Raw genomic sequence first — 26,269 nt, 5'->3', positions numbered from 1 at the left:
AAGGGAAATATCATGGGTCTCGACTTCGCAGGAATGGGTTCCAGCCTGTTCAACGTCCTCCTTCTCGGCCTCGCGTTCGGTGCCGGCCTTCCGCTGATCTTCTCGCTCGGAATCAAGGCTTTGAGCCTCAACGCGGTAGTCGCAGACGGGGGACATCACGTACCGAGCACCGAGGGGAAGGTGCTCGCGTCGGTGTGTTTCACCATTGTCGGATTGTTCGCCCTCGCAGGCCTACTACTGATCACTGAGAAGTCGATCATCCACTATCTCGGCTTCGATCCGATCCCGTTCGACGACGTCAAGAAATAGCGCTGCCCAGTCCTCGACCCCGGAAGGTCACCGAAAATGGAATCTCGTTCCGAAAGTGTCTTCGCCAGCGTCCTCGAATGGATGCACCGCGGTTATCCGGAAGGTATCCCTCCGAAGGACTATTTCCCGCTGCTCGCGCTCTTGAAGAAGGAACTGTCCCCGGAGCAGTCCGAGCGCATCATCGGCTCGCTTCTCGAATCGCGGCCCGACGAGGTCTCTCGCCAGCAGATCCACGCCGCGATCGAGAAGACGACCAAGTCCGAACCCACTGACGAGGACATCAGACACGTCGCGGCCAGGCTTGCCGCCGGCGGTTGGCCGCTCACGGGCTTCTCCTCGAGTGATGTCTAGAGTTCTCACCGATCCGCTCGGCGCGATAGAACACCTGATGGCTAACCTGGTGTCATGAAACTCGCCAGAATCGCCCACCCACAAGGCTTCGCATTCGTCGAGATCCGCGAAAACGGCGGAGGAGAATCCGACGCCATCTGTGCCGAGATCGACCAGCATCCGTTCGGTGAGCCCACGTTCACCGGCCGCGAATGGCCGATGCCGGAGGTCAGGCTCCTCGCGCCGATTCTCCCGCCGAAGATCGTGTGTATCGGAAAGAACTATGCCGAGCATGCTGCGGAGATGGGGTCCGAGGCGCCCGAGTCTCCGTTGATTTTCCTCAAGCCGAGCACGGCGGTCGTCGGTCCCGGGAACGAGATCGTCTACCCGCCCTCATCGGAACGCGTGGACCACGAGGGCGAGCTCGCCGTCGTCATCGGGCAACCGTGTAAGGCAGTCCCGGCTTCGCGTGCCGCAGAGGTGATCCTCGGATACACCATCGCGAACGATGTCACCGCTCGCGACCAGCAGGCCAGCGATGGGCAGTGGACGCGCGCCAAGGGCTACGATTCCTTCTGTCCGCTCGGGCCGTGGATCGTCACCGACATGGATCCCTCGGGAATCGATGTGCGGTCGACCCTGCACCACGCCGACGGATCCAGCGAGGTCCGCCAGGAAGGGTCCACCTCGCAGTTCATCCACACGATCGGCGAGATCATCGAATACATCTCGAAGGTGATGACGCTTCTCCCCGGCGATGTCATCCTCACCGGAACCCCTGCGGGGGTCGGGCCCATGACGCCGGGCGACGAGATCGAAATCGAGATCGAGGGCATCGGCTCGCTTCGCAATCCGGTGGTCGCCGGATAGCAAGGGCGATCGGCGATTGCTAGAGGCCGAGAGCCTTGCGAATCGTCGTGAGTTTGACCTTCGTCTCGTCGAGCTCGGAGTCGGGGTCGGAATCGGAGACGATTCCGCCCCCGCCCCACGCGGTGAGGCTTCGGTTCGCCTCATCGGTCTCCCCGCATCGAATCGAGACCATGAAGATCCCATCGCCGTCTGCCGCGCACCAGCCGACCGCGCCGCCGTAGAAGCGGCGGTCCTCCTCGTTCGCGAGGATGTAGTCGAGAGCGGGTTGGCGTGGCGCCCCGCCGAGCGCCGGCGTCGGATGCAGCGCCGCGGCCAGATCGAGGGCGGTGACCTCGGGGTCGTCGACGATTGCGCTGATCGGTGTGCCGAGATGCCACAGTTCCCGCGTCGACAACAGCTCCGGCACGCCGGGCGCCACTACAGATGAAGAGAACTGGCCGAGGACCTCTGCGATGTGCTCGACGACGTACCTGTGCTCGCGGAGATCCTTGGCCGAGGCCTGCAGCTGAGTTGCCGCCTTCTCGTCCTCGTCCGGGTTCGTGCGACGAGCGGTCGACCCGGCGAGCGGGAAGCTCGTCACCCGGTTGCCTTTCTTTCGGACGAGTAGCTCTGGGCTCGAGCCCACGAGGTAGTGCTTCGAGTAGCCGGGCCCTGCAGCCGACAGGTCGGTGAGAAAACCGTAGCCGTTGGGGTTCGCGGACATCAGCCGGGCCGCGACAGCGCGGGAATCGAACGGCCGGTCAGCGCGGAAGAGTTCGCGCCGGGCGAGCACAACCTTATCCAGCTCGCCGGACCCGAGGACCGACACCGCGTGCGCCACGCGGTCGCGGTGCAAGCGCGGGGACGGCATTTGGGAGGCCAGGGTGAACGACGGAAAATCTCCGGAACGATAGAAGCTCGGTGGTTCCAGGGGATTAGGCGACGAGGTCACGGATTCAGGCACGGACAGCGCCCACCTTCTCGAAGCATCGAACGGAATCGCACCGACGACCATGTCCGCCGAGCCGTCCCGGAGAGCTTCACGCGCCGGCTCCGGGGAGTCGAACTGCTTCGCGACTCCCTGGGTGCGCACCGAGAATTCCGGATGCGACAAGGCGAAGTCCGGTGCCCCGGTTGGTCGGGCGATGTCGGCTGAGGTGGGCCGCTCCTGGGCGGAATCGGTGCGTCTTTCGGCGGGGAACTCATCGGGCATATCGGTACCAATTTCCTTTGGTGTCTCCTGCGGCATCAGCGACGGATCCGCCGGTCGACTATCCGCAGTCTACGTGGGCGGGCTACTTGTCCTGAGCTGATTCGGCGTTCGCGGCGGCCACAAGTGGATCGGTTCTCTTGCCGGCCTGGAACGCGTCCTCATCGAATCCCCGTCGCCAGTAACCGGAGACGGAAAGATCTCTTCCTCCGACGCCATGGGAACGGAAGTGTGGGCGTAAATCCTGCATCATCGTCGTGCGTTCGCCGTGTGCGAAGACTCGCACACGTGAGTCGGGCCAGTCCCAAGCGAGGACTTTGTCGACCAGGTCGCTGGTTTCGGCGCCATTGCGGTAGCTCCATACGACCTCGACCTCGCCCCGGCTCTCGACGGGCTGTGTGTGCTCGGGCGATTCGACCTCGGCGAAGAGCGTTGCGCGCCCTCCTTCGGAGATTGACTCGATTCCCGCCAACGCGGCGGGAAGCCCGGCATCGTCGGCAACGAAGAGATTGTGTGCGTCCGGGTCCGGAACGTAGACGCCGCCGGGTCCGGCCACCTGAATGCGCTCGCCTCCTGGAGCGGACTCGGCCCAGGATGCCGCTACCGACTCGCCTTCGTGCGTGACGAAGTCAACCGACACGATGTTTTGGGCCCTGTCGATCTTGCGGATGGTGTACGTGCGAACGCGGGGCTGTTCCGAGTCGGGGAGAGAGGCACGGAGTTCGCGAATGTTGGTGTCTTCTGGAAACAGGGTGCCGTCCACGGGAAACACGAGTTTGATGTAGCTGTCGGTGCTCGGCGCGTCGGCGAAGACGGGCGACTCTGCCTGGAAATTCAGCCTCACCATGTTGGGTGAGACGAATTCACGAGAGAGAAGCGTCAAGGTGTTGAGCATCGAAATTCACAATCTCCAATAGCGTAGGTTTACCTAACTTTCACCATAGCCCAAGGGGGCGGACGAGAATCAAGCCCGCCTGGGTGCTGCGTCGATCGGAGGGTGTGAGATTGGCGACAGAGCGCCTGCTTCCGGCGGGCGGATGAGGCACTCCGGCGTCATCTACGGCTCGGGCATTAACCTGAATGTATGACGACAGAAAATAGCCACGTCCGCGTCCGGTTCTGCCCGTCTCCGACGGGGACGCCGCACGTGGGACTCATTCGTACAGCGCTTTTCAATTGGGCGTATGCACGCCACACGGGCGGAACCTTCGTGTTCCGAATCGAGGACACGGACGCGAGCCGCGACTCCGAAGAGTCGTACGGCGCGATTCTCGACGCCTTGCGGTGGCTGGGCCTGGACTGGGACGAGGGGCCGGAGGTGGGCGGACCCCACGGGCCGTACCGGCAGTCCGAGCGTCGCGATCTCCACCTCGACGTCGTGCGCAAATTGGTCGAGGCGGGCGAGGCCTACGAAGCGTTCTCTACGCCTGAAGAGGTGGAAGAGCGGCACAAGGCCGCCGGACGTGATCCCAAGCTCGGCTACGACGGCTATGACCGCGATCTCACCGAGGAACAGAAGCAGGCGTACCGCGACGAGGGGCGCTCACCCGTGATCCGCCTGCGGATGCCGGACCACGACCTGGCGTGGGACGACCTCGTGCGCGGCCAGACGGAGTTCAAGGCCGGATCGGTTCCCGATTTTGCACTGACTCGTTCGAACGGGATTCCCCTCTACACGCTCGTCAATCCCGTCGATGATGCTCTCATGGGGATCACGCACGTGCTGCGTGGCGAGGACCTGTTGTCGTCCACGCCGCGGCAGATCGCGCTTTACGAGGCGCTGACGCGTATCGGCGTGGCCGAGCGTGTGCCCGAGTTCGGGCATCTACCGTTCGTGATGGGCGAGGGGAAGAAAAAGCTCTCGAAGCGAGATCCCGAATCGGATCTCTTCCTGCACCGGGATCGCGGGATGATCCCCGAGGGGCTGCTCAACTACCTGGCTCTTCTCGGGTGGGGGCTGTCCGATGACCAGGACGTCTTCTCACTGGACGAGATGGTTGCCGCCTTCGACGTTCGTGATGTCAATTCGAACCCGGCAAAATTCGACCAGAAAAAGGCCGACTCGATCAATGCCGACCACATCCGGCTCCTCGCACCATCCGATTTCGCTTCTCGGCTCGAGACCCATCTCCGCAACCATCCGGACACCGGCGGGGCAGTGCTTCCGGAGTCTCTCGACCCGAATGAATGGGCTCTCGTCGCGGAGATGCTGCAGACGCGCATCGTCGTGCTCTCCGATGCGTGGAATCTCATTCGTTTCCTCTACGTGCCGAAGGACCGTTTCGAGGTAGACGAGGCAGCTGCACGTAAGAACCTCAAGGCTGATACCCAAGAGGTCGTAGATGCGTCCATCGCGGCGCTGGAGGCCGTGGGCGAGTGGAACACCGCCTCCATCGAAGCAGCGCTGAAGGGTGCGCTGATCGATCGGCTCGAGCTGAAGCCGCGAAAGGCATTCGGCCCAGTCCGTGTCGCCGTCACAGGCTCGCATGTCTCGCCGCCGTTGTTCGAATCGCTTGAGCTGCTCGGGCGCGAGCTCACGCTCGAACGCCTCCGCAGTGCTCCAGTGGCCGCTCCGGAAGGGGAGTGAGGCTGAAGGCCTACACGCCCTGTGGCGCGCCGACCTCCCGGTTTGCAAATCACAGGGGGCGTGTTGGTATTGTGTTCAACGCACCTTGAACCGCCGCTCCCGAGAGGGAAGCCGGAGGAACGAGGATTGCGATGGCCTATGGTGTAATTGGCAACACAGCGGTTTCTGGTACCGTCGTTCTAGGTTCGAGTCCTGGTAGGCCAGCGCAGCACGTTCAGCGTGCTTAGGCCCCCGTCGTCTAGCGGCCTAGGACGCCGCCCTCTCACGGCGGTAGCGTGGGTTCGAATCCCATCGGGGGTACAAAATAGATCAAGGCTCGCGTCCATGAGGACGCGAGCCTTTCGCTTTGGGGCTAAGGGACAAAATGTGTGTCTGGCTCGGGCGTGTCGTTAGTGGATCCATCCTTTTTGGATGCCTTGGGAGTTGGACCATTCGATAGCGTTGTCGTAGAGGGCTGGTCGTCCGGTTTCGTGGTCGGCGAGGTTCTCGTTGTGGGTGAGGGCTTGTGCTTTGGCGAGTGCGTTCTTGCCCCACTGTTGGCCTCTGGCGATCTGTAGCGGGTCGTCAGGGGCTTCGGTTTTGAGATAGAGCCACCATTCGCACATCAGGCGTTGGTGTTCGGCGGCTTGTCCGCGGTGGGCGAAGGCGTGGACTTTGATCCCGGCATTGATGCCGCCCTCGAGAGTGTTCGTGGTTGCTGTGATGAGTTCGGGGGCTATCGCGCCCGGTGGCGGGTCGAGATAGCGAAATAACAGTTTGTGTCTGTGCAGGTAGAGCAGGCTGTTATACGCTTTCCGGGTTCGGTCGTGGGTGAAGGTCCACGCGCCGGTCTTACCTGGAGGTGGCGGGGTCTTTTCGTTGAGCCAGTGTTTGTAGATCCGTCCGAAGTCGTTGAGGTGGACGATCCATTCGGTGGCCTGTTCCACGGTCGTGATGCGGGTCAGTTGCAGGGCAAGTTGGTAGATCGCTCGACCGGCGTCGGTTCGTGGCCTGCTGGTGGTGTGGCGGCGGACGTTGCGTTGGGCATGGACCAGGCAGCGTTGCACGATCGTGCGAGGCCATTGCTTGGCGATCGCGGTGGCAGCGCCTTGGCCGCCGTCGATGACGACCATCAGTGGTGGGGCCATATGTTCGAGCAAGGTGCGGTAGGCCTGGATATTTTCACGGCGGGCCCAGTGCCAGGCCACAACGTGTGTGCGGGTCGCGGCCACCAGCAGGCACCCGGCTGCGGTATAGGTTCCGTCGATAAATAGCTGGTCATAGACGCGGAAACGGTCGGCGGGGACCGGGACTTGGACGTACCAGAACGTGTGGAAATAGCGATTGAGGGTGCGCCTGGAAATTCCGTGGTCGGCCGCAACCTGGTCGAGAGAGCCGGTTCCGGTGAGGTAATCGATGAACCAGCGGAAACGAGCATCGAGCCGCCGATCGGGGCGGTGTTTGGTCGAAGAGGATCCACACGATCGGCATCGCCATCTGGTCGTGCCGGCGCCTGTTGTGCCGTTGCGTTTCATCGTGTGACCACATATCGGGCATGCGGGGTGATTTTGGGCCATTACGCCAGCACACGCCCCGGCACTCATAACCGGCTGCAGATGTCACGTAAGGTCGCGAAATAATGATCAGCGGATTATAAATATCGAATCCGCGCAGCTCATCCCTCACAAATCACCGATCTCAGACACACTTTTTGTCCCTTAGCCCTCGCTTTGTCCGCATTCGATTGCTCCCGGGTAAGTGCAGGTCATCGATTTGGAATATGGACATTCCAGCCGTTAAGGTTGTTGAGGTTTCCGAGCGCGAGCGATCGTCTCGGAGCGTGCGCCCCCGTCGTCTAGCGGCCTAGGACGCCGCCCTCTCACGGCGGTAGCGTGGGTTCGAATCCCATCGGGGGTACAGAGAAAAACGATCCCGGCGAGTTTCCACTCGCCGGGATCGTTTGTTTTGGCGTTCAGGGCGGGTCCTGTCAAAGGCGCTTGTGGATTGCCTCCGCAGCCGCGAGGAGATCGGCAGCCCATCGCGAACCGGGCCTCCGGCCGATCCGGTCCACTGGTCCGGATACCGAGATCGCGGCGACCATCTGGCCCGAAGCGTCCCGGATCGGCGCGGACACGCTCGCGACTCCCGCTTCTCGCTCGGCGACCGACTGTGCCCAGCCACGACGCCGGACCTCGGCCAACTGACGTTCGGTGAATACCGACTCCGCGAGGATCGCGCGCTGGGTCATGGGATCGGCCCACGCGAGTAGTACCTTCGCGCCCGAGCCACGAGTCATCGGCAGGACCGTGCCCACCGGGACCGTGTCTCGTAGGCCGGACAGCGGTTCGACGGAGGCGATACACACGCGCTGGGCGCCCTCTCGGCGATAGACCTGGACGCTCTCTTCTGTCACTTCCCGCAATCGGGGGAGGACGTGGGCCGCAGCCTCGGCCACTGTGTCGGTTGCGTTCGCGGCAAGAGACCCGAGGACGGGGCCGAGGCGCCAGACGCCGGCTTCGTCACGCACGAGCATCTGATGGACTTCGAGGCCCACCGCGAGGCGATGCGCGGTGGCCCGGGGTAGGGATGTTCTCTCGCATAATTCGGAAAGCACGCAGGGCTGCTCCGCCACTGCGTGCAGCACCGTCATGGCTTTGTCGAGGACGCCGATTCCGCTAGACTGTCTCACACTTCGACAATATCGTCCTATATTCTGGGAATCCAGTTTTTAGGGAATTTTCTCCAAGAGGAGTGATCGACATGAGCGGATCGGCGGCACAAAATCGGCCCCGTACCCTCGCGGAAAAGGTCTGGGACGACCACGTGGTCGTCCGCGGCGAAGGAGAAGGCGAGAACCGCAAGCCGGACCTGATCTATATCGATCTTCAGCTGGTCCACGAGGTGACCAGCCCGCAGGCGTTCGACGGTCTGCGCCTTGCAGGGCGCCCGGTCCGCCGGCCCGACCTCACGATCGCGACCGAGGACCACAACGTTCCCACTGTCGATATCGACAAGCCTATCGCGGATCTCGTGTCGCGGACGCAGGTCGATACCCTCCGCCGAAATTGCGAGGAGTTCGGTATCCGCCTGCACCCGATGGGGGATAAGGAGCAGGGCATCGTCCACGTCGTCGGCCCCCAGTTGGGGTTGACCCAGCCGGGCATGACGGTTGTCTGCGGCGACTCCCACACCTCTACTCACGGCGCGTTCGGTTCAATAGCGATGGGCATCGGCACCTCCGAGGTGGAGCACGTTCTCGCGACGCAGACGCTTTCTCTCCGGCCCTTCAAGACCATGGCGGTGACCGTCACGGGCGAACTACAGCCCGGAGTGACGTCGAAGGATCTGATCCTCGCCGTCATCGCCGAGATCGGCACTGGCGGCGGACAAGGTCACATCATCGAATACCGCGGTGAGGCAGTGGAGAAACTGTCCATGGAGGCTCGGATGACGATGTGCAACATGTCGATCGAGGCGGGTGCTCGTGCCGGCATGGTCGCGCCCGATGAGACGACGTTCGAGTACGTAAAGGGGCGTCCGCATGCCCCGCAGGGCGAGGACTGGGACGCCGCGGTCGACTACTGGAAGAGCCTGCGTACCGATGAGGACGCGGTCTACGACACCGAGGTCGTCATCGACGGTTCCGCACTCACCCCGTTCGTCACTTGGGGTACCAACCCGGGGCAGGGTATTCCGCTTGGCGATGCGGTCCCGTTCCCGGAAGACTTCGGGGATGACGGCGACGCTGCGGCCTGCCGTAGCGCGCTCGAATACATGGATCTCGAACCGGGTACGCCGATGCGCGAGGTGGGCATCGACGTCGTATTCGTCGGATCGTGCACCAACGGTCGAATCGAGGATCTGCGCGCCGTCGCGGAGGTAATGGATGGGCGCAGTGTCGCGCCGGGCGTCCGCATGATGGTCGTGCCCGGCTCGGGCCGTGTCCGGGAACAGGCCATCGCCGAGGGACTCGACCGCATCTTCATCGAGGCCGGGGCCGATTGGCGCCAACCGGGTTGTTCGATGTGTCTGGGAATGAATCCGGATCAGCTCGCACCGGGCGAGCGCTGCGCTTCGACCTCGAACCGAAACTTCGAGGGACGACAGGGCAAGGGCGGCAGGACCCATCTCGTCTCGCCCGCGGTAGCCGCGGCGTCTGCGGTCACGGGGCACCTCGCGGCTCCGTCCGATCTCGAGCACATCCACGCGTAGGGAGCGACGAAATATGGAAGCGATCATCACCCACAAGGGCGTCGGTGCGCCGCTGCGTCGCACCAACGTCGATACCGACCAGATCATCCCGGCCGTGTACCTCAAGCGGGTCACCCGCACCGGTTTCGAGGACGGACTGTTCTCCAATTGGCGCTCGAAGGAACCGGACTTCGTTCTCAATCAGCAGATCTATTCGTCCGCCTCGGTGCTCGTCGCCGGCCCCGACTTCGGCACGGGATCATCTCGCGAACACGCGGTGTGGGCATTGATGGACTTCGGTTTCCGCGTCGTCATTTCCTCCCGCTTCGCCGACATCTTCCGCGGTAACGCGGGTAAAGCCGGCCTCGTGGCGGCGCAAGTCGAACAAAATGATGTCGAACTTCTGTGGAAGGTGCTCGAGGAGAAGCCGGGAATCGAGATGACCGTGGATCTCGAAACTCGGACGGTGAGCGTCGACGATGTCACCGTTCCGTTCGAGATCGACGACTACACGCGGTGGCGCCTGATGGAGGGGCTGGACGATATCGGGCTGACCCTTCGGACCGAAGAAGCGATCACGGAGTTCGAGTCGAAACGCCCCTCTTTCAAGCCTCAGACGCTTTGATCCTGATAGCGCCGAACATGAATTCATTCCGACTTCTGCGTTAGCGGGCGCGTGCGCCAATGTTTAGATAAACTAACGTAAGTAAATGCCTGGTATTGGGCAGATTCAACTGTGACAAACGAAGATTCGGCGCCGTGCAACCATGTTGCGGGATCGGTGTGGACTGTTAGGGTTTGGGCACGCACGCAATGTTTGTTGGGCGGGCGTTGGAGCGTTAAACGAATCCTTTCCGGTTCTTCCACTCTCTCGGTGGTGCGCATTGCGGCTTTTCGACTATTCGTATCCCGCGGAGTTCGCATTCTTGTGGGAAGGCGACACACATCCGGAGGCAGTTTCATGAATAAGGCGGAGTTCATCAACGCCCTGGCTGATCGGCTCGGCGGGGACCAGCAGCTCGCGACGGAGGCGCTGGAAAATACCCTGGACATCATCGTGCGGACCGTCGAGTCGGGCGAGTCGATAACGTTCATGGGTTTCGGCATCTTCGAGAAGAGGGCGCGGGCGGCTCGAGTGGCCCGAAATCCCCACACTGGCGAAAGCATCCCGGTCGCTCCGACGATGACGCCGGTTTTCCGTCCCGGCCAATACTTCAAGGCTGTCGTCCAAGGCACCAATAGCCTGCCCGAGGATCGCCTCGCCGCTAAGCGGACGAGCTCGCATCAGGCATTTGGAGACGGGACCACGGGCGAGCCGCGCGCCGGAATCGTGGCGCCGTCGAAACCGATCGCTGCGCTGGATGACGGTGGATCGTCGGGCGCCGAGCGCGCGGCGAAGCGAGGGGGAGCCGGAAAGTAGTGCAGACCGCGGGCCGCGGTCGTTCGTGCACGAGGGACGGTGGCGAAAGTATTCTTCGCCACCGTCCCTTTGTTCGTCTCGCTCCGTTGGGAACCGAATCAGCTAAGTGGCAGTGGTCTGGGCAAATAGTTCGCGTCGACGAGCTTCCCATCGGCGAAACTGAGCGTCCACTGTCCGGACTTCTTCGTCGAGAAGTCTCGCGCGGCCAGTCCGGTGCCCTTGGTGATTCGCTCGAGAATGAGCGGGATCGCGGTACCCTGCGATGACAGTACCGTTATCGTCCCCGAGGCGTCCGGCACACCGTCTTCGACATAGGACAGCAGAGTCTTGACGGCGGACTTAGGTGACTTCGAGGCGCCGCTATCTCCAATCGTATGGTCGATAAGCGGCGTGATCCCTAATCCCTCGGCCAGAGGTATCACGGTCTGGATACATCGGTCGGGTTCTGCGGATACAACATTGTTTACGCCGAAGGCCCGCAATTGCGGGGCGAGATATTCCGCCTGCAAAAGGCCCTTCTTGTCGAGCGGGCGCCGCGCATCGTCACCCTTCCAGTCGCTCCGGTCGCCGGCGCGGGCGTGCCGGATGAGAACTACCTGGCGCACCCTGTCGGCGTGCGGCACGACGGAAGTACGGAAGGTCTCGAGAACGCTCTGATCGAGTTCGTAGGAGACTCGTTCGAAAGCTTCGGACACCGAAAGCCAGTCCATCCTGTCGCACTCGTCCGACGGGACGAACTCCCCGCCGATCTCGCGGGCGGCCCAATACCACACCCGCTTGAAGGCCCCGTTCTTCAGCCGATAATTCGACTCTCCGAGCGATTGGCCGAGAATGCACTCGTGTCCGGTCTCCTCGAGAAGCTCTCGCCTCGCCGTCACAGGCAATGCTTCTCCACGATCGAGCTTGCCCTTGGGTAGCGACCAGTCGTCGTACCGCGGTCGGTGGACGACGGCGACCTCGAGCTCGAAGTTCTCTGACATCCGGTACATCACCGCTCCGGCGGCGAGCACGGTCTTACGGGTATCGAAAGACACGGGTTTCTCGTTCTCGTTGGAATGCTTCTTCGACATCAGTCGCGCAGGCCTCCGTGCTCGGCGAGAAGCTCCATCTGATGGTCGCGCTCGTCGTCCCGATTATCGGGACGACGCTTCCATGTTCCGTCGGCCATCAGGGACCAGCAACGGGTGCGGGGATCCATTGCCGAGTCGAAGACATGCTCGAGATCGGCCTTGAGCTTGGGATCGTCCACCGGCGTGAGCACCTCGACGCGGCGATCGAGGTTTCGGTGCATCATGTCCGCCGAACCGAAGAGCACCTCGTCGGAGGCCTTGAAGGTGAAGATGCGCGAGTGCTCGAGGAACTGGCCGAGGATCGAGCGGACCTCGATGTTCTCGCTGAGCCCAGGAACGCCGGCACGGAGCCCGCAGATTCCGCGGACCACGACCTCGACGGGAACACCGGCCTGCGACGCCCGGTACAGGGCGTCGATGACCTGCTCGTCGACGATCGCGTTTGCCTTGATGCGGATTCGCGCATCGTGGCCGTCCGCGGCGAGCTGCACTTCGTGCTCGATCTTGCGGATGATTCCCTTCCTTATTCCCTCCGGCGCGACGAGGATCTTGCGGTATTTCGTGGGGTGGGAGTATCCGGTCAGGTAATTGAACAGCTCGTTGAGATCGGCCGCGATGTCCTCGTCGGCGGTGAAAAGTCCCACGTCCTCGTAGAGGCGTGCCGTCTTGGGGTTGTAGTTGCCGGTGCCGATGTGGCAATAGCGGCGGAGCCTGTCGCCCTCGTCGCGAACCACGAGCGAAGTCTTGCAGTGCGTTTTGAGGCCGAGGAGGCCGTAGACGACGTGTACGCCCGCCTGCTCGAGCTCGCGTGCCCAACGAATATTGTTCTGCTCATCGAACCGCGCCATCAGCTCGACCATTGCCACGACCTGCTTGCCCGCGGCCGCGGCTTCGACCAGAGCGTTGATGATCGGAGAGTCCCCCGAGGTCCGATACAGCGTCTGTTTGATCGCCAGTACGTTGGGGTCGGCGGCGGCCTGCTCGAGGAAGCGCTGCACGGTCGTCGAGAACGAGTCGTAAGGGTGGTGGACGAGGACGTCGCCGTCCTGTAGCGATGCGAAGATGTTGCGTTGCGCTTCGCGCTCACCGAACGCAGGGGGAGTTGACGGCACCCAGGCCTTTTCCTTGAGATCGGGAAGGTTGACGCCGTAGATCTGCCACAGCGCGGTCCGGTCGATCAGTCCGCGATGCCAGTACACGTCCTCGTCGGAAACCTCGAGCTCGGACTTGAGCAGATGGAGCATATGGTCGGTCATGTCCTCGGCGACCTCGAGGCGAACCACCGAACCGAAGCGGCGCCGCGCGAGTTCGCGTTCCAGGGCCTTGAGTAGGTCCTCGTCGCGGTCCTCCTCGACGGCGAGATCGGCGTTCCTCGTGACGCGGAACACGTGGTAGTCGACAATCTCCATGCCGTGGAACAGCTGATCCAGATGAGCGGCGATAACCTCTTCGGCCGAGACGAAGACGATCTGTTTGGTATCGCGCCGCTCCACGCGGACGAAGCGCGGAACGTTGTTCGGGATCTTGACCCGCGCGAAGTGCTCCTGCCCGGATTCGGTTTCCCGCACGGTGACGGCGAGGTTGAGACTCAGCCCGGAGATGTATGGGAACGGGTGCGAAGGATCGACGGCGAGCGGGGTGAGGACCGGGAAAATCCGGTCGTGGAACTGCTGTGAAAGCAGTGACCGTTCGTCGGCGCTGAGCTCCGCCCAGGGGAGGAGTAGCACTCCTTCCTCAGCCAGCGCTGGAAGGACCTCGTCGACGAGGATGTGGTCCTGCTCGGCGCTGAGTTCGTGAGCGCGCTCGCCGATCAACGTGAGCTGCTCCGCCGGCGTCTTTCCGTCGGCACTGCGAACGGGGAGTCCCGAATCGTCTCGACGTTTGAGGCCTGCGACCCGGACCATGTAGAACTCGTCGAGGTTGGACGAGAAGATCGCCAGGAACTTCGCGCGCTCCAGGAGAGGCTGACGCTCGTCGGCAGCCATGGCGAGAACCCGCCCGTTGAAGTCGAGCCAGCTGAGCTCGCGGTTGATATAGCGGTTGGCAGGCAGCCGGGGCTTCGAGCTCCCCGTCTGACTCGCCGTAACCGGGGTAGAAGGCGATTGCGGAGTGCCTGAGGTGGATTCGGTTTCGCTCACCCCTTCATTTTGCCTAATGACCTAGGGGCGTGGGTGTTCGGTACGTCGGCGAGCCACGAATCCACGACTTGTCGTGTGTGTTCTCCCAGGTCCGAGATGCTTCCGAGATGGGCGATTGAATCGACATCGCGGCGCAGCCCATTCCAGCGGGCCCCGGAGGCGAGATCGTGGGCGCCGGAGGAGGCGAATTCGCGAGCGGAATTCGGTCCGAAGAACGTGCGGATGTCGTCTGCGACCTCGCAGTTGGCGTTGAAAGTCGCCAAAGTCGTACCCGCCTCGTCCGCGTCGGGCACAAAGCCGCGGTCGACACTGCTCGCGGCGTCGAGGGCCGAGTCGAGTTCGCCGATGGTGATACCCGGAAGGTCCGAGGCGAGCACGGCCACTCGGGCGTACGGGGCCGGAGATTTCCGGGCCCACGAAAGGCCGACGGCGGCGGCGTAGCGGAACGTCTGGTCACCGCCGGAGACCACGAGAGGTTCGGCCGACGGCTCGTCGAATTCGGCAAGGACACGCGCCCCGGCGCCCGCAGCGAGGCTCGCGAGCTCCCGATCCGCAGTCACCACGGCAACGACGTCGACGACTGGGCAACGGAGACTCGCCGCAAGCACATCGAGGAGCATCGCGCGGACGAGAAGCCGCCGGGCGGGATCGGACAACTCCGCCGTCATCCTCGATTTGGCCCTGCTCAAGGACTTGGCGGGCACGACCACGGCCCACTGTCCGCCGACGCGGGGAGCGGTGGGTGGTTCTGCAGCCGATCTCAGCATTTAACCCATCGTGCCACAGGTGCTCGGGTATCTTGATTGTGCAATGCGCCGAAGGCGGGACGGGCCACCCTCACTCGCCGGCTCGGCGGACATCATGGTGTTGGGAGCGTGCTTTGGTTCGGGTAGCGGTCATGGGATCAGGCTCGTGGGGGACGGCCGTGGGCAAGGTGTTGGCCGATGGCGGAAACGACGTCGTGATGTGGGCGCGCAGGGAGCAGGTCGCCGAAGAGATCCGATCGCGCCATACCAACGACCGTTACCTACCCGAGGTGCCACTTCCCGAGCAGATGTCGGGGACCTCCGATCCTGCCGAGGCCCTCGAGGGTGCCAGCCATGTCGTGCTCGGCGTGCCTGCGCAGTCACTCGGCGAGAACATGCGCACGTGGGCAAGCCTCTTGCCGAAGGGGGCCGGGTACATTTCGCTCGCCAAAGGCGTCGAAACCGCGTCGCTGCGCCGCGCCAGCCAGATCATCGCCGAGGACGGCGCGGTTGATCCGTCGCGGATCGGTGTGCTGTCGGGCCCCAACCTCGCGAAGGAAATCGCAGAAGGCCAGTTCGCAGCGACCGTGATCGCGTCCGAGAACGCGCAGCTCGCCGAGGAACTACAGGGCATTTTCGCCACCTCGTATTTGCGCCCCTATACCAATAATGACGTCGTGGGATGCGAAATCGCAGGGGCGTCGAAAAACGTCATCGCGCTGGTATGCGGTATGGCCGCGGGGCTCGGGATGGGGTACAACACCAGCGCTACATTGATCACGCGCGGGCTGGCGGAGATTACCCGACTCGGGATCGCGCTCGGCGCGGAACAGGCGACGTTCTCGGGGCTCGCGGGGATCGGGGACCTCGTGGCGACCTGCTCGTCCTCGCTGTCGCGCAACCGCCGATTCGGCGAGCAGCTCGGAATGGGACGGACTATGGACGAAGCCCAGGAGGCGACCAACGGACAGGTCGCCGAGGGCGTGAAGTCGTGCACCTCGATTCGCGCGCTTTCGCAGGAGGCCGGCGTGGAGATGCCGCTCACGGAGGCCGCCCATCTCGTGTGCCACGAAGGCATCCCCGTCTCGCAACTCGTGCAGGCATTGATGGGACGTACGAAGAAGAGCGAATGACTCGTTCCGGTGCGGGCGCGGTGGTGCGCGGACCGTGCGCGGGTAGACGGTAGCCTTGTGGCCGTGAGTCGTATAACCGTTGCAGTCCTGTATGGCGGGCGAAGCCCCGAACACAGCATCTCCTGTGTCTCGGCGGGTGCCGTCATGAGCCACCTCGATCCCGAGCGCTATGAGGTCGTCCCGGTGGGCATCACCACCGCGGGTGCCTGGGTCGAGGGAACGCGCGACTTCGCATCGCTGCGGATCGAAGATCGCCGGCTTCCCAAAGTGGATGACGCCGCGCAGCGCGTCGCGATCGGTACCTGTGAGACCGACCGCGGAGTGATTCGCTACGTCGAGGGCCCTCACGCCGGCGAGGTGTACGCGCACGCCGACGTCATATTCCCCGTTCTACACGGGCCCAATGGCGAGGACGGCACCATTCAGGGGCTGTTGGAGTTGTCCGGCGTGCCCTACGTGGGCCCCGGGGTGTTCGCGTCGTCTGCGTCGATGGACAAGGAATTCACCAAGAAGGTGCTCGGTCAGGCCGGCTTGGCGATCGGGGTGCAGGTAGTGCTGCGTCGGGGCGAGGACACCGTATCCGCCGAGGACCGCGAGCGACTCGGACTGCCTGTGTTCGTCAAGCCCGCTCGCGGCGGATCGTCGATCGGGATCACGAAGGTCGCCGATTGGGCGGGCCTGGAGATGGCGATCGCCGAGGCACGCAAACACGACACTAAGGTGATCGTCGAGGCCGGGATCGTTGGTCGCGAGATCGAATGCGGCGTACTTGAGCTGCCGTCCGGCGAGGTGCGCGCGAGCCTTCCCGCCGAAATCCATTTCCCGGACGAACCGGGGACTGCTTCCGAGGAAGGCGCAGGCGATGCCGCCTTCTACGATTTCGACACCAAGTACATCGACGCCGTGAGCTCCTACGACCTGCCGGCGAATATCTCGGATGCGGAGACCGACGAGGTGCGCCGGATGGCGGTGGAGGCATTCGAAGCCCTTGACGCGAAGGGGCTCTCTCGTGTCGATTTCTTCGTGACGGCCGATGGGGCGGTTATCAACGAGGTGAACACGATCCCCGGGTTCACTCCGATCTCGATGTACCCGAAGATGTGGGAGGCGAGCGGAATCGGATACACCGAGTTGCTCGACACCCTCGTGCAGACGGCCCTCGGAGGCCGATAACAGGCAGCGATCGCATGCTCGCTGCCTGAGAAGTGCCGGGCCTCGCGACTACTCGATGTAGGTGTAGATGTCGGTGCGCAGATCGGCCGGGTCCTTATCGGGGCTCGGCTCGGTCACGTACACCTCGAAAAACGGCAACTTCGGCGTCAAACCCAGTTGTTCGACTCGAGCGAGCAACTCTTCATAGGCCTGGGGGAGCTTGTCGAACGCACCGATGTGGGACAGGCTCGCGACCTTACCCGCGGGAATCTCGCCGGGTTCCAGGGTGACCTTCTGGGCGGGGATCGGCGCGATCAGTGCCGTGGACGTCGGGAACCCGATCTCGATATCGACCGTGTCCGAAGGCTGGCGGGTGAACAGCGCGTACGCGGGGCCGGCGGGCTGAACCGCGGTGGCCAGCGACGTAAAGCCCGTGTCGAAAAGCTCCTCTAGCTTGGACATCTGCCAGCCAGTCGCCTTGACGCACACGGTTTTGACTGCGGGGATGTCGAATACCTCGACGCTGTCGCGGGCCGGTCCATTGAGAAAGTCCACTATTGAATCTCCTGGGGTGGGGTGGCCGGAGTTCGGCGCGTCGCCTTAGTTGCCGGGGCCGGCGGGCGTTCCATCATCGGTGGCAATGTCCGCGGGCGCCGGTTCGGTCGCTTCCATCGTCTCCTTGAGCGTATCGGAGACCGCCTGAATGGGGCCGGTGCCGGAGTCCTCCGGAAGCGTGATCGCCACGTAAACGGGCCTGTCGACCGCAACCCAGGTCGAGTCGGTGACTTCGGCGACCGGATCGGGCTCGTTGAACCACTGGACCTCGTTGACCTCGGTCAGCGCCGCGCCGACCTCGAACCCCTGCGGGGCGGGCAGCCCGCATCGAACGATTACCGGGGCGCCGGAGTCGAGACGGTATCCCGCGGCGGCATCCGGCGCGGGATCCGCGAATTCCACGCGCTTGGCGTCTCCCAGTTCGTCTCCCAGGGCGGCGAGGAATTCGGCGCATTCTGGCGAGTCCCCATCAGGGTTCGGCACCGTTACCGCATTGAGCGGGTCATCCTGACTTTCGCCGGTCGAGTTATAGACTTGGGAGGCGCCGTATAGGACACCGCCCACCAGAATCAGCGGAATCGCCACGGCGGCCGCTATGGCCCAAGGTTTCCGGCCCATCGGGTCGCTGGTGGCGGTAGTCGCGTGGTCGACGGAATCCGAAGCCGGTGCCGCATCGTCCGCAGAAGAGTCTTTCGCCATACCGTTCACCATACGATGTGCGCCGACGGCCGCCGCGGAGAGCCACGAACGATGGAGACCACATAAGGAGCGACCGTGACCGATCCCTACGATCGATCGTCGGGCCCGGAGACCATTGCCGAGTCGACCGAGGCTGAGATCATTCAGATCTTTACCGCAGCAGCGACGCGTGCGGCGGCCGGGCACCCTCCAACGACACTCGTCGTCGGAAACGGCGACGATGCTGCTGTATTCGCCGCCTCGACAGATGTAGTTGCGAGTACCGACATGATCGTCGAAGGCACTCACTTCCGGAGGCAGTGGTCGACTCCCGCGGACATCGGCGCTCGCGCCGTGGCGCAGGCCGCCTCGGACATCGCGGCGATGGGCGCGCAGGTCCGCTACATCGTCATCGCTCTGTCTCTCACGACGGACATGTTGCTCACGGATGTCGAGGACCTTGCCACAGGCGCGGCGACGGAAGCGAGGCGCGCGGGTGCGCGGATCGTCGGCGGGGACGTGACCACTGGTCCTTGCATCGTCCTTGCGCCGATGGCCCTCGGAGATTTCGAGGACGGGGGATCGGCCGTCCTGCTTTCGGGTGCCCGGCCCGGCGACACCCTCGCGCTCAGCGGTCTACCGGGGCGTTCCGCGGCCGGGCTCGAGTTGATCTCTTCCGGACACACAGATGGCATAGCGCAGGACCTCTTTCGTGTCCCCAGGCCCGAGTACCCACTCGGTCCGGCTGCGCGGCGCTGCGGGGCGACTGCGCTCACCGACGTCACCGATGGTTTACTTCGCGACCTGTCGGGGTTGTGCCGGACCAGCGGAGTCGTCGCAGACCTCGATCGCTCTACTTTTGTTGACGACGAAGTTCTGCGGGATGCGGCCGTGGTTCTCGGTAAAGATCCCCGGTCCGCGGTATCCGAGTGGCAGCTCACGGGGGGAGAGGACCATGGACTTCTCGCGTCCTTCCCCGCCGGCAGCGATATCCCTGCCGGGTATGCGGCGTGCGGCGTCATTCGCGAGCCGACACGGGAACACGGTCCGGGGACCGTGCTGGTTGACGGCGAGGCACGGAAAATCTCGGGGTGGGACTCGGCGCGCGGGCAGCAAACGTAAACTTGAGCCCATGGCGATATACGCACTTGGAGACCTGGAACCAGACATCGCGGACGATGCCTTCGTCCATCCCGACGCGGTGGTCATCGGCAACGTGTCGCTTGGTCAGGGGGTGTCGGTCTGGCCCAACGCGGTGCTGCGCGGGGACTACGGACGGATCGAGGTCGGCGCGATGAGCAACATCCAGGACGGTTCGATCATCCACTGCACCGCGACGGAGCCGACGATTTTCGGCGAGCACTGCATCGTCGGGCATGGCGTGCACGTCGAGGGAGCGAAGATCGGAGATGGCGCGCTGATCTCGTCCGGGTCGATCGTGCTCAATAACTCGGTGATCGAAGCGGGAGCTGTCGTGGCCGCCGGCTGCCTGATCCCGCCGCGATTCCACCTGCCCGCACGCAAAATGGCAATGGGCATGCCCGCGAAGATCCGCCCGGACTTCGACGTCGACCCGGAGATGATGGCGGGCAATACCCAGAAGTACTTCGAGAACGGACAGCGCTATCTCGCGGAATTGCGTCGCCTTGACTAGCGCCGGGAAGCAGCCTCTGGGCCAGATCTTGGACCCCGGCTGGGCGCGCGCGCTCGCCCCGGTGGAGGACGATATCCATGCGATGGGCGATTTTCTCCGCGAGGAGAACGCCGCGGGGCGCGGCTACCTACCCGCGGGAAGCAATGTGCTGCGCGTGTTCACCCAGCCGTTCGACGAGGTGCGGGTGCTCATAGTCGGGCAGGATCCGTATCCGACCCCGGGGCATCCGATCGGTCTGAGCTTTGCGGTCGACGCGGATGTCCGACCGCTCCCTCGTTCGCTGACGAACATCTACCGCGAGTTGCATGACGACCTCGGGATCGAGCCCGCTGAGCACGGTGACCTCACCGCGTGGTCCGCGCAGGGAGTGATGCTTTTGAACCGATGCCTGACCGTGCGGCCCGGCGCCGCGGCGTCCCACCGCAAGAAGGGATGGGAAAAGATCACCGATAGGGCGATCGCGGCTCTAGTGGAACGCGATGCCCCGCTGGTCGCGATCCTCTGGGGGCGAGACGCTCAGTCCCTGGCCCCGCAACTCGGCTCGGTGCCGCGCATCGAATCGGCGCATCCATCGCCACTTTCGGCGTCGCGAGGGTTCTTCGGTTCACGGCCGTTCAGCCGTGCGAATGCGGCACTCGGGCAGCAAGGCGCGTCCCAGGTGGACTGGCGCCTGCCGGCGTCCGCGCCCTCGCGCGCCTAGCTCGGGAACTTCGGGGCGCGCTTTTCCATGAATGCGGCCACGCCCTCGCGTCCATTCGGCGTCACGGAGTTGTGGGCGATATTGAAGCGCTCCGTTCGCAACACGGAGTCGAGGCTGCCCTCCTCGGCGATCGCGAGGCTCTGCTTGATAGAGGCGTAGGAATTATGCGGTCCGTTCGCGAGCGTGCGGGCGAACTCGGCGGCGGCGGAGTCGATGTCCTCGTCGCCCACCCAGTGCGAAATGATGCCCATATCCCGGGCTTCTTCGCCGCTGAGCTGGGCGCTGGTGAGCAGGAGCGTTGCGGCGCGGGTTCGTCCGACCACGCGAGGCAAAAAGTAGCTCATACCGCCGTCCGGGGAAAGGCCGATTGCCGAGTAGGCGAATGCCAGGCGCGAAGAGCTTCCCCCGACGACGACATCTGCCGCCAAGCACAGCGACAACCCGGCGCCGGCCGTCGCGCCCTTCATCGCGGCGACAACGGGAATCTGCAGCGCATAGACCCGAGCGACGAGAGCGTGGGCGATCGCGGCCACATCGAGGATGTGCTGCTCGGTATCGTCGGCTTCGGCGAAGCCGCGCACATTTCCGCCGACGGAGAAGTGCTTGCCCAGGCCGACGAGCACGGCTACGCGCGCCTCCAGGCGTCCCACGGACACGAGGTTGAGCGCCTCGATCGACTGTTCCATCGCCTCGTTACTGAGCGCGCACGCATTCTCCGAGGTAGAGACCGGAAGGTAGAGTATGCCCTCCTCGAACCGTACGAGCGGAAGCGCGGAAAGATCGGTGGGCACGAATTCCTCCAATGATTCAGGGTGACGAGATGCCTGTAAGGGCACCGGCTAGATGCCCTAGCGTACTAGTGTTGTGTGGAGCACAAGGGCCGAAGCGAGACGAGAAACGAGCCGGAAGGGACCATGAGCCAGGTTGGTAGCGCTCCCGCCGCATCAGCGGCCGGGATTCTCGACGTGCTGGACGGCATGGCGGTGCTCGATTGGGCGCGGCTCGTCGCCGACTCGCTCGCCGTGCATCGCGGCGCGATCAACACGCTCAACGTCTTTCCCGTTCCCGATTCGGACACGGGCACCAACATGGCGCACACCATGGCCGCCGCTGTCGACTTCGCGGACGATCTCGTCGATTCGATTGGCACCGCCTCCGCAGCCGCGCACGCCGACAGGGTGGCTGTGGCCCTCGGCAAGGGAGCGGTGCGGGAGGCGCGCGGCAATTCGGGGGTCATCCTGTCGCAGGTGCTGCGCGCGCTCGGCGATCACGCCGAGGCCTCCGGCGTCTCGGCAGAGGTTGTGTCGACCGCGTTGTCTTCCGCCGTGGACGTCGCCTCCCGGTCGCTGTCCGACCCGGTCGAGGGTACGATCATCACGGTCCTTCGCGATTCTGCGGCCGCCGCCCGCCAAGCGGACAAGTCGCTGGCGGCAGTGTGCAAGGCGGCAGCAGATGCCGCGTGCGAGTCGCTGGAACGGACGCCGGACCAACTCGATGTGCTCCGCGAGGCCGGGGTCGTCGACGCCGGGGGACGCGGACTACTCATCGTCCTCGACTCGCTGGTCAAGGTCGTCACCGGCGTTACCCCGCAGCGGCCGGATTTCGCACGCACGCCCGTGGACCTGTCGGGGTATGACGGCGGAGATGCCGCGCACCCTGGAAGCGAGGAAGCCTCTACGGACGTAGATCACGGACCGGGCGTCCCCGAATGCGAGGTCTCCAGATTCGAAGTCATGTATGCGCTGCGCGGCTTGGAATCGGCGGCGGGCGATGCGCTACGTGCCACCCTGCGCGGGCTGGGCGACAGTGTCATCGTCGCCTCGGATAGCTCGGGCGGCGCCGACTCGTACTGGACCATCCACGTCCACACAAACGATATCGGCGGCGCCATCCAGGCAGGCGTCGACCTCGGGAAGGTTGCCGAGATCCGTGTCGAGGAATTGCTCGGCCCGGCGGGAACGTCGGCACCGGAGACGTTCGAACAAGGGCGCACGGTAGTCGCGCTCGCCAGCCCCGGGCCGGTCGCCAAGCTGTTCGAGGGCGCCGGCGCGGTGACGATCGACTCGGATGCCGACGAAGCGGTCATGGTGCGCAAATTGCTCGAGGTGGAGACCGCCGAAATCATCGTCCTGCCCAACGGCTCGCTCGGGCATTCCCAGATCACTGCGGTCGATGCCGAGCTCCGCGCCCGCGGGCGCCACTGCATTATCCTCCCGACCCAATCCATCGTCCAGGGGCTCGCGGCCCTCGCGGTGCACGACCCCGATTCATCACTGTCCATCGACGGTTTCGACATGGCCGATGCGGCAACATCCGTACGTTTCGCCCGACTCGACCGTGCGGCACAGCGCGCATTGACCCTCGTCGGCCCCTGCGAGGTCGGCGACGTCGTCGGGGTGATCGGGTTCGACGTCGCCGTGGTGGAATCGAGCCCCGCCGCTGCGCTTTCCGCGGTGATCGACCGCCTCCTCACTCTTGGCGGGGAGATGCTCACGATCATCGCGGTCGCCGAGCTCGATCGCGAGGTCGAGACCGAGGTGGATAGGCTTTCCGCGGACTACCCCGACCTGGAAATCGTCACCTACCCCATGGGAGACGGCGACGTGATGGCCTACGTGGGACTGGAATGAGCGAGACGGACGACCTCGCCGGCCCCGACGACACCCCGCTCGCGGACATCCTGCCCGGCACCCTGGCGAAAAAACTCGCCCGCGACCTCGAACTGCACACGCTTGCCGAGCTGCTCGACTCCGTCCCGCGCACCTACCGCGATCGCGGGCAGAGCGACCCGGCCACCGGCATCTCGGACGGCGATCCCATCGGCTTCTCCGGCACGGTCTTCGGCGTCTCGGACAACTATTCCCGCGGCCAGATGCCCCGGGTGCGCACGGTGTTCGTCACCGTCGCCACCGACGCCGGTGAGCGAACCGCGGTGTTCTTCAACATGACGTGGGTCAAGCACAAGGTCAAAACGCACGACTTCATCGAGGTCATCGGCGTCGCCAAAATCCGCAAAGGCAAGATCACCTGCGTCAATCCCACCTTCCGCGTGGCCTCGGACGCATCGGGGATGGTGTCGGACGACGCAGAGCCCCTCGCCAGCGAGGAAAAGAAAGAGTCCTCTGCCAAGGAAATCCTCGACGTCGCCGATGAGATCGTCATAGGCCGGGGCGAGCAGTCCCTCCTGGAGCGGCCGATCCTGCCGGTCTATCCCGCCTCGAAGAAGACCACCACGTGGGACGTCATGTCGGCCGTCGCCATCGCGCTTCCGCTCCTGCCGGAAATCCCCGAGACGCTCTCGCAGCTCGACCGCAAACGATTCCGCCTCGCCCCGCGCGATGAATCGAGGCGCGCGCTCCATTTCCCGCAGACGCACGAGCAGCTAGCGGCGGCCCTGCGCCGAGTGAAGTTCGACGTCGCCCTCTCCGTGCACCTGCGCTTGGGGCTTCGCCGGCTGCGGCTGGAATCAGGGGCCGCGCCCGCGAGCCCCGCGAGGGCGGACGGCGTCCGCGAAGCGTTGCTCGAGATGCTTCCGTACTCGCTCACCTCCGGTCAGGACGAGGTGCTCGAGGAAATTTCGGGGGACCTCGAAAAGAGCTATCCCACTGCCAGGCTCCTGCAGGGCGAAGTCGGTTCCGGTAAGACCGTCGTGTCCCTGCTCGCCATGTGCCAGGCCGTCGACGCCGGCCGCCAATGCGCGCTTCTCGCACCCACCGAGGTCCTCGCCGCCCAGCACGAGCGCGCGCTGCGCCGCCTGCTTCGACAGCTGGCCAGGCCCGCCGGCTCCGTGAGCGGCACGTTGTTCGGCGATTCGGTGAAGCCCGACGAAACCACCGGAGCTGATCCGATTTCGCTGGCGCTGGTCACCGGATCCATGTCCACGGGCGCGCGCCGCGAGGCGCTGCTCGGCTTGGTCAACGGCGAGATCGACATCGTTATCGGCACCCACGCGCTGCTCGAGAATTCCGTGCAATTCTTCGACCTCGGCCTGGCGGTCGTGGACGAACAACATCGCTTCGGCGTCGATCAGCGGCAGAAGCTGCGCGCCAAGCGCGCCGACGACGCCACCCCGCACATCCTCACCATGACGGCCACTCCGATCCCGCGCACCATCGCGATGATGAGCTTCGGCGACATGTCTACCTCGACGCTCACCGAGCTTCCCGCCGGGAGGCAGCCGGTGGACACGCACGTCGTGCAGCTGGGCGCCCTCGATCCCGCCCATCAACAACGCTGGGTCGAGCGCATCTTCGACCGCATCCACGAGGAGGTCGAGGACGGCGGCCGCGCGTTCATCGTCGCGCCCCGCATCGACAGCTCAGAGCCCGATGATTCCGAGGGCAATTTCCAACGCAATTACGGTCCCGCAGACGGGCCGGCACGTCCGGGTATCGGCGTCGAGGACCTCTTCGACGAACTGGTGGCCGACGAGTTGGCGGACCTGCGCGTCGGCATGGTCCACGGCAGACTGCCCTCCGATGTCAAAGACATGACGATGAATGCCTTCGCGGGCGGCCAGCTCGACGTGCTCGTATCGACCACAGTCATCGAGGTGGGAGTCGATGTTCCCGACGCCACCGTGATGGTCATCATGGATGCAGAACGCTTCGGTATTTCCCAGCTCCACCAGCTCCGCGGGCGCATCGGCCGTGGGGATAAGCCAGGGGTGTGTCTGTTGGTCTCCACGGTCGAACCCGGGTCGACGGCCGAGGAACGCCTCAAGGCGGTTGCAGAGACTCGCGACGGCTTCGAGCTGTCCCAACGTGACCTAGAGCTTCGCGGCGAGGGCGACGTGTTCGGCGCCCGGCAATCGGGAGGCCGCGGAATGAACCGCATCCTTTCCGTGGTGCGCGATGCGGAGATCATCACCGAGGCGAGCGAGCTATCCACGCGCATCTTGTCCGAGGACCCGGAACTTGAGCACTACACGACGCTCGGCGGGGAGATAGACGAATTCGCCGAAGCCGACTACCTTGATCGCACGTGACCAGACTGATCGCCGGCAGGCTCCGCTCCATACGCCTGGATGTGCCTGACGCCGGCACGCGGCCCACCACCGACCGTGTGCGCGAGGCGATGTTCAGCGCCATCGAATCGCGCCTCGACCTGGACGGGACGTTCGTGCTCGACCTGTTCGCCGGATCCGGAGCGCTCGGCCTCGAGGCCTTGTCGCGTGGAGCGGAGACGGCCGACTTCGTCGAATCCGCCGGCCCCGCCGCTCGAATCCTCCAGGGCAACATCGAAAGCGTCCGCACAGCTCTGGACTCGCCGCGCGGCAACTTCGCGCTGCATCGCACCGCACTTCCGGGCGCCATCACCGGCACGTGCCCACGCGCGGGCGGTTTTGACCTCGTGCTCATCGACCCGCCCTACGAGCAGGTCGACGGGCTGGTGCCGGAAATCCTCGACCGGCTCCTCGCGCATGACTGGCTGTCGGACATCGCGCACGTCGTCGTCGAGAGTTCGGTCCGCTCCGCCGTCATCGAATGGCCCCAAGGCATGACGTCGGAGTTCAGCAGAGCCTATGGCGAAACGCGCGTCGACATCGGAGCCAGAGAAGATCGCTAG

The 26,269-nt window shown here is 64.3% G+C and carries 25 protein-coding genes and 3 tRNA genes; 18 read left to right on the top strand and 10 right to left on the bottom strand.

What is annotated here, in order from left to right; translation table 11 throughout:
- Nucleotides 1-12: 12 nt before the first annotated feature.
- Genes BJL86_RS09655 through BJL86_RS09645 form a run of 3 tightly spaced genes read left to right on the top strand, consistent with a single transcriptional unit; the run spans nt 13 to nt 1,509 of the window.
- On the top strand, nt 13-309 hold the full coding sequence (locus tag BJL86_RS09655; RefSeq protein ID WP_082908352.1) for a hypothetical protein: 297 nt from the start codon (nt 13-15) through the stop codon (nt 307-309).
- 36 nt (nt 310-345) lie between these two features.
- A complete protein-coding gene (locus BJL86_RS09650) occupies nt 346-660 on the top strand; it encodes a DUF3349 domain-containing protein (RefSeq protein ID WP_067472155.1) in 315 nt (104 codons plus the stop codon).
- Between the two features lie 54 nt (nt 661-714).
- Nucleotides 715-1,509 carry a fumarylacetoacetate hydrolase family protein gene (locus tag BJL86_RS09645; RefSeq protein WP_067472158.1) on the top strand — a complete coding sequence of 265 codons (795 nt, stop codon included), beginning with the start codon at nt 715-717 and terminating at the stop codon, nt 1,507-1,509.
- Nucleotides 1,510-1,528: 19 nt separating this feature from the next.
- On the opposite strand, the gene BJL86_RS09640 is transcribed toward BJL86_RS09645, so the two are convergent.
- The gene (locus BJL86_RS09640) at nt 1,529-2,701 is read right to left on the bottom strand and encodes an isochorismate synthase (RefSeq protein WP_082908353.1); all 1,173 of its coding nucleotides are present in this window, start codon (nt 2,699-2,701) and stop codon (nt 1,529-1,531) included.
- 82 nt (nt 2,702-2,783) lie between these two features.
- Nucleotides 2,784-3,593 carry a siderophore-interacting protein gene (locus BJL86_RS09635; RefSeq protein WP_067472161.1) on the bottom strand — a complete coding sequence of 270 codons (810 nt, stop codon included), beginning with the start codon at nt 3,591-3,593 and terminating at the stop codon, nt 2,784-2,786.
- 189 nt (nt 3,594-3,782) lie between these two features.
- Here BJL86_RS09635 and gltX point away from each other — a divergent pair, with 189 nt between their 5' ends.
- The 3 genes from gltX (at nt 3,783) to BJL86_RS09620 (ending at nt 5,585) form a co-directional block, all read left to right on the top strand.
- Nucleotides 3,783-5,285 (top strand): glutamate--tRNA ligase, encoded by a 1,503-nt coding sequence (gene gltX, locus BJL86_RS09630; RefSeq protein ID WP_067472164.1) that lies wholly within the window; start codon nt 3,783-3,785, stop codon nt 5,283-5,285.
- Between the two features lie 132 nt (nt 5,286-5,417).
- Nucleotides 5,418-5,489, top strand: a tRNA-Gln gene (locus BJL86_RS09625).
- A 23-nt stretch (nt 5,490-5,512) separates the two neighbouring features.
- A tRNA-Glu gene (locus BJL86_RS09620) sits at nt 5,513-5,585 on the top strand.
- Between the two features lie 89 nt (nt 5,586-5,674).
- Here BJL86_RS09620 and BJL86_RS09615 read toward each other — a convergent pair.
- On the bottom strand, nt 5,675-6,841 hold the full coding sequence (locus BJL86_RS09615) for an IS1249 family transposase (protein ID WP_067473417.1): 1,167 nt from the start codon (nt 6,839-6,841) through the stop codon (nt 5,675-5,677).
- Between the two features lie 267 nt (nt 6,842-7,108).
- Here BJL86_RS09615 and BJL86_RS09610 point away from each other — a divergent pair.
- A tRNA-Glu gene (locus BJL86_RS09610) sits at nt 7,109-7,181 on the top strand.
- A gap of 70 nt (nt 7,182-7,251) precedes the next feature.
- Here the strand turns inward: BJL86_RS09610 and BJL86_RS09605 are convergent.
- Nucleotides 7,252-7,953: an IclR family transcriptional regulator gene (locus BJL86_RS09605; RefSeq protein ID WP_197487641.1), complete on the bottom strand. Its 702-nt coding sequence runs from the start codon at nt 7,951-7,953 to the stop codon at nt 7,252-7,254.
- Nucleotides 7,954-8,024: 71 nt separating this feature from the next.
- Between BJL86_RS09605 and leuC the strand changes: the two genes are divergently transcribed.
- The 3 genes from leuC (at nt 8,025) to BJL86_RS17855 (ending at nt 10,875) form a co-directional block, all read left to right on the top strand.
- The gene (leuC, locus tag BJL86_RS09600; RefSeq protein ID WP_067477098.1) at nt 8,025-9,476 is read left to right on the top strand and encodes a 3-isopropylmalate dehydratase large subunit; all 1,452 of its coding nucleotides are present in this window, start codon (nt 8,025-8,027) and stop codon (nt 9,474-9,476) included.
- Between the two features lie 13 nt (nt 9,477-9,489).
- Nucleotides 9,490-10,080: a 3-isopropylmalate dehydratase small subunit gene (leuD, locus tag BJL86_RS09595; RefSeq protein ID WP_067477071.1), complete on the top strand. Its 591-nt coding sequence runs from the start codon at nt 9,490-9,492 to the stop codon at nt 10,078-10,080.
- Between the two features lie 336 nt (nt 10,081-10,416).
- The gene (locus tag BJL86_RS17855) at nt 10,417-10,875 is read left to right on the top strand and encodes an HU family DNA-binding protein (protein ID WP_082908669.1); all 459 of its coding nucleotides are present in this window, start codon (nt 10,417-10,419) and stop codon (nt 10,873-10,875) included.
- Nucleotides 10,876-10,973: 98 nt separating this feature from the next.
- Here the strand turns inward: BJL86_RS17855 and BJL86_RS09585 are convergent, their stop codons facing one another.
- Genes BJL86_RS09585 through cofC form a run of 3 tightly spaced genes read right to left on the bottom strand, consistent with a single transcriptional unit; the run spans nt 10,974 to nt 14,850 of the window.
- A complete protein-coding gene (locus BJL86_RS09585; protein ID WP_067477068.1) occupies nt 10,974-11,945 on the bottom strand; it encodes an NUDIX hydrolase in 972 nt (323 codons plus the stop codon).
- A complete protein-coding gene (locus tag BJL86_RS09580) occupies nt 11,945-14,083 on the bottom strand; it encodes an RNA degradosome polyphosphate kinase (RefSeq protein ID WP_067477065.1) in 2,139 nt (712 codons plus the stop codon). The genes BJL86_RS09585 and BJL86_RS09580 overlap by 1 nt, the downstream gene beginning before the upstream one ends.
- Nucleotides 14,080-14,850 carry a 2-phospho-L-lactate guanylyltransferase gene (cofC, locus tag BJL86_RS09575; RefSeq protein ID WP_082908668.1) on the bottom strand — a complete coding sequence of 257 codons (771 nt, stop codon included), beginning with the start codon at nt 14,848-14,850 and terminating at the stop codon, nt 14,080-14,082. The genes BJL86_RS09580 and cofC overlap by 4 nt, the downstream gene beginning before the upstream one ends.
- Nucleotides 14,851-14,963: 113 nt before the next feature.
- Here cofC and BJL86_RS09570 point away from each other — a divergent pair, with 113 nt between their 5' ends.
- Together BJL86_RS09570 and BJL86_RS09565 are read left to right on the top strand one after the other, a co-directional pair.
- Complete coding sequence (locus BJL86_RS09570; RefSeq protein WP_067477059.1) at nt 14,964-15,962, top strand: NAD(P)H-dependent glycerol-3-phosphate dehydrogenase; 999 nt, start codon at nt 14,964-14,966, stop codon at nt 15,960-15,962.
- Nucleotides 15,963-16,019: 57 nt separating this feature from the next.
- Nucleotides 16,020-17,135 (top strand): D-alanine--D-alanine ligase family protein, encoded by a 1,116-nt coding sequence (locus tag BJL86_RS09565; RefSeq protein ID WP_067477056.1) that lies wholly within the window; start codon nt 16,020-16,022, stop codon nt 17,133-17,135.
- A 48-nt stretch (nt 17,136-17,183) separates the two neighbouring features.
- Here the strand turns inward: BJL86_RS09565 and BJL86_RS09560 are convergent, their stop codons facing one another.
- Both BJL86_RS09560 and BJL86_RS09555 read right to left on the bottom strand, forming a co-directional pair.
- Nucleotides 17,184-17,669 carry a GyrI-like domain-containing protein gene (locus BJL86_RS09560; RefSeq protein ID WP_082908667.1) on the bottom strand — a complete coding sequence of 162 codons (486 nt, stop codon included), beginning with the start codon at nt 17,667-17,669 and terminating at the stop codon, nt 17,184-17,186.
- Between the two features lie 45 nt (nt 17,670-17,714).
- On the bottom strand, nt 17,715-18,368 hold the full coding sequence (locus BJL86_RS09555; protein WP_156515408.1) for a DUF3515 domain-containing protein: 654 nt from the start codon (nt 18,366-18,368) through the stop codon (nt 17,715-17,717).
- Between the two features lie 75 nt (nt 18,369-18,443).
- On the opposite strand from BJL86_RS09555, the gene BJL86_RS09550 reads away from it, so the two are divergent.
- The 3 genes from BJL86_RS09550 to BJL86_RS09540 are packed head-to-tail and all read left to right on the top strand — an operon-like array spanning nt 18,444 to nt 20,701.
- Entirely contained in the window at nt 18,444-19,469 is a 1,026-nt protein-coding gene (locus BJL86_RS09550; protein ID WP_067477047.1) for a thiamine-phosphate kinase, read from the top strand.
- A 10-nt stretch (nt 19,470-19,479) separates the two neighbouring features.
- On the top strand, nt 19,480-20,001 hold the full coding sequence (locus BJL86_RS09545; protein ID WP_067477045.1) for a gamma carbonic anhydrase family protein: 522 nt from the start codon (nt 19,480-19,482) through the stop codon (nt 19,999-20,001).
- Nucleotides 19,994-20,701 carry a uracil-DNA glycosylase gene (locus tag BJL86_RS09540; protein WP_067477042.1) on the top strand — a complete coding sequence of 236 codons (708 nt, stop codon included), beginning with the start codon at nt 19,994-19,996 and terminating at the stop codon, nt 20,699-20,701. The genes BJL86_RS09545 and BJL86_RS09540 overlap by 8 nt, the downstream gene beginning before the upstream one ends.
- Here BJL86_RS09540 and BJL86_RS09535 read toward each other — a convergent pair.
- A complete protein-coding gene (locus BJL86_RS09535; RefSeq protein ID WP_067477039.1) occupies nt 20,698-21,492 on the bottom strand; it encodes an enoyl-CoA hydratase/isomerase family protein in 795 nt (264 codons plus the stop codon). The two genes, BJL86_RS09540 and BJL86_RS09535, sit on opposite strands and share 4 nt — an antisense overlap.
- A 123-nt stretch (nt 21,493-21,615) precedes the next feature.
- Between BJL86_RS09535 and BJL86_RS09530 the strand changes: the two genes are divergently transcribed.
- The 3 genes from BJL86_RS09530 to rsmD are packed head-to-tail and all read left to right on the top strand — an operon-like array spanning nt 21,616 to nt 26,269.
- Nucleotides 21,616-23,331, top strand: coding sequence for a DAK2 domain-containing protein (locus BJL86_RS09530; RefSeq protein ID WP_067477036.1), 1,716 nt, complete (start codon nt 21,616-21,618; stop codon nt 23,329-23,331).
- Entirely contained in the window at nt 23,328-25,688 is a 2,361-nt protein-coding gene (locus BJL86_RS09525; RefSeq protein WP_075844939.1) for an ATP-dependent DNA helicase RecG, read from the top strand. The genes BJL86_RS09530 and BJL86_RS09525 overlap by 4 nt, the downstream gene beginning before the upstream one ends.
- Nucleotides 25,685-26,269 (top strand): 16S rRNA (guanine(966)-N(2))-methyltransferase RsmD, encoded by a 585-nt coding sequence (rsmD, locus tag BJL86_RS09520; protein WP_067477033.1) that lies wholly within the window; start codon nt 25,685-25,687, stop codon nt 26,267-26,269. Before BJL86_RS09525 ends, rsmD begins: the two co-directional genes overlap by 4 nt.

Source organism: Dietzia timorensis (assembly GCF_001659785.1).
Taxonomy (GTDB): domain Bacteria; phylum Actinomycetota; class Actinomycetes; order Mycobacteriales; family Mycobacteriaceae; genus Dietzia; species Dietzia timorensis.
Note: the sequence above shows the minus strand (reverse complement) of the source record. Positions and strands in the feature narration are given on the sequence as shown.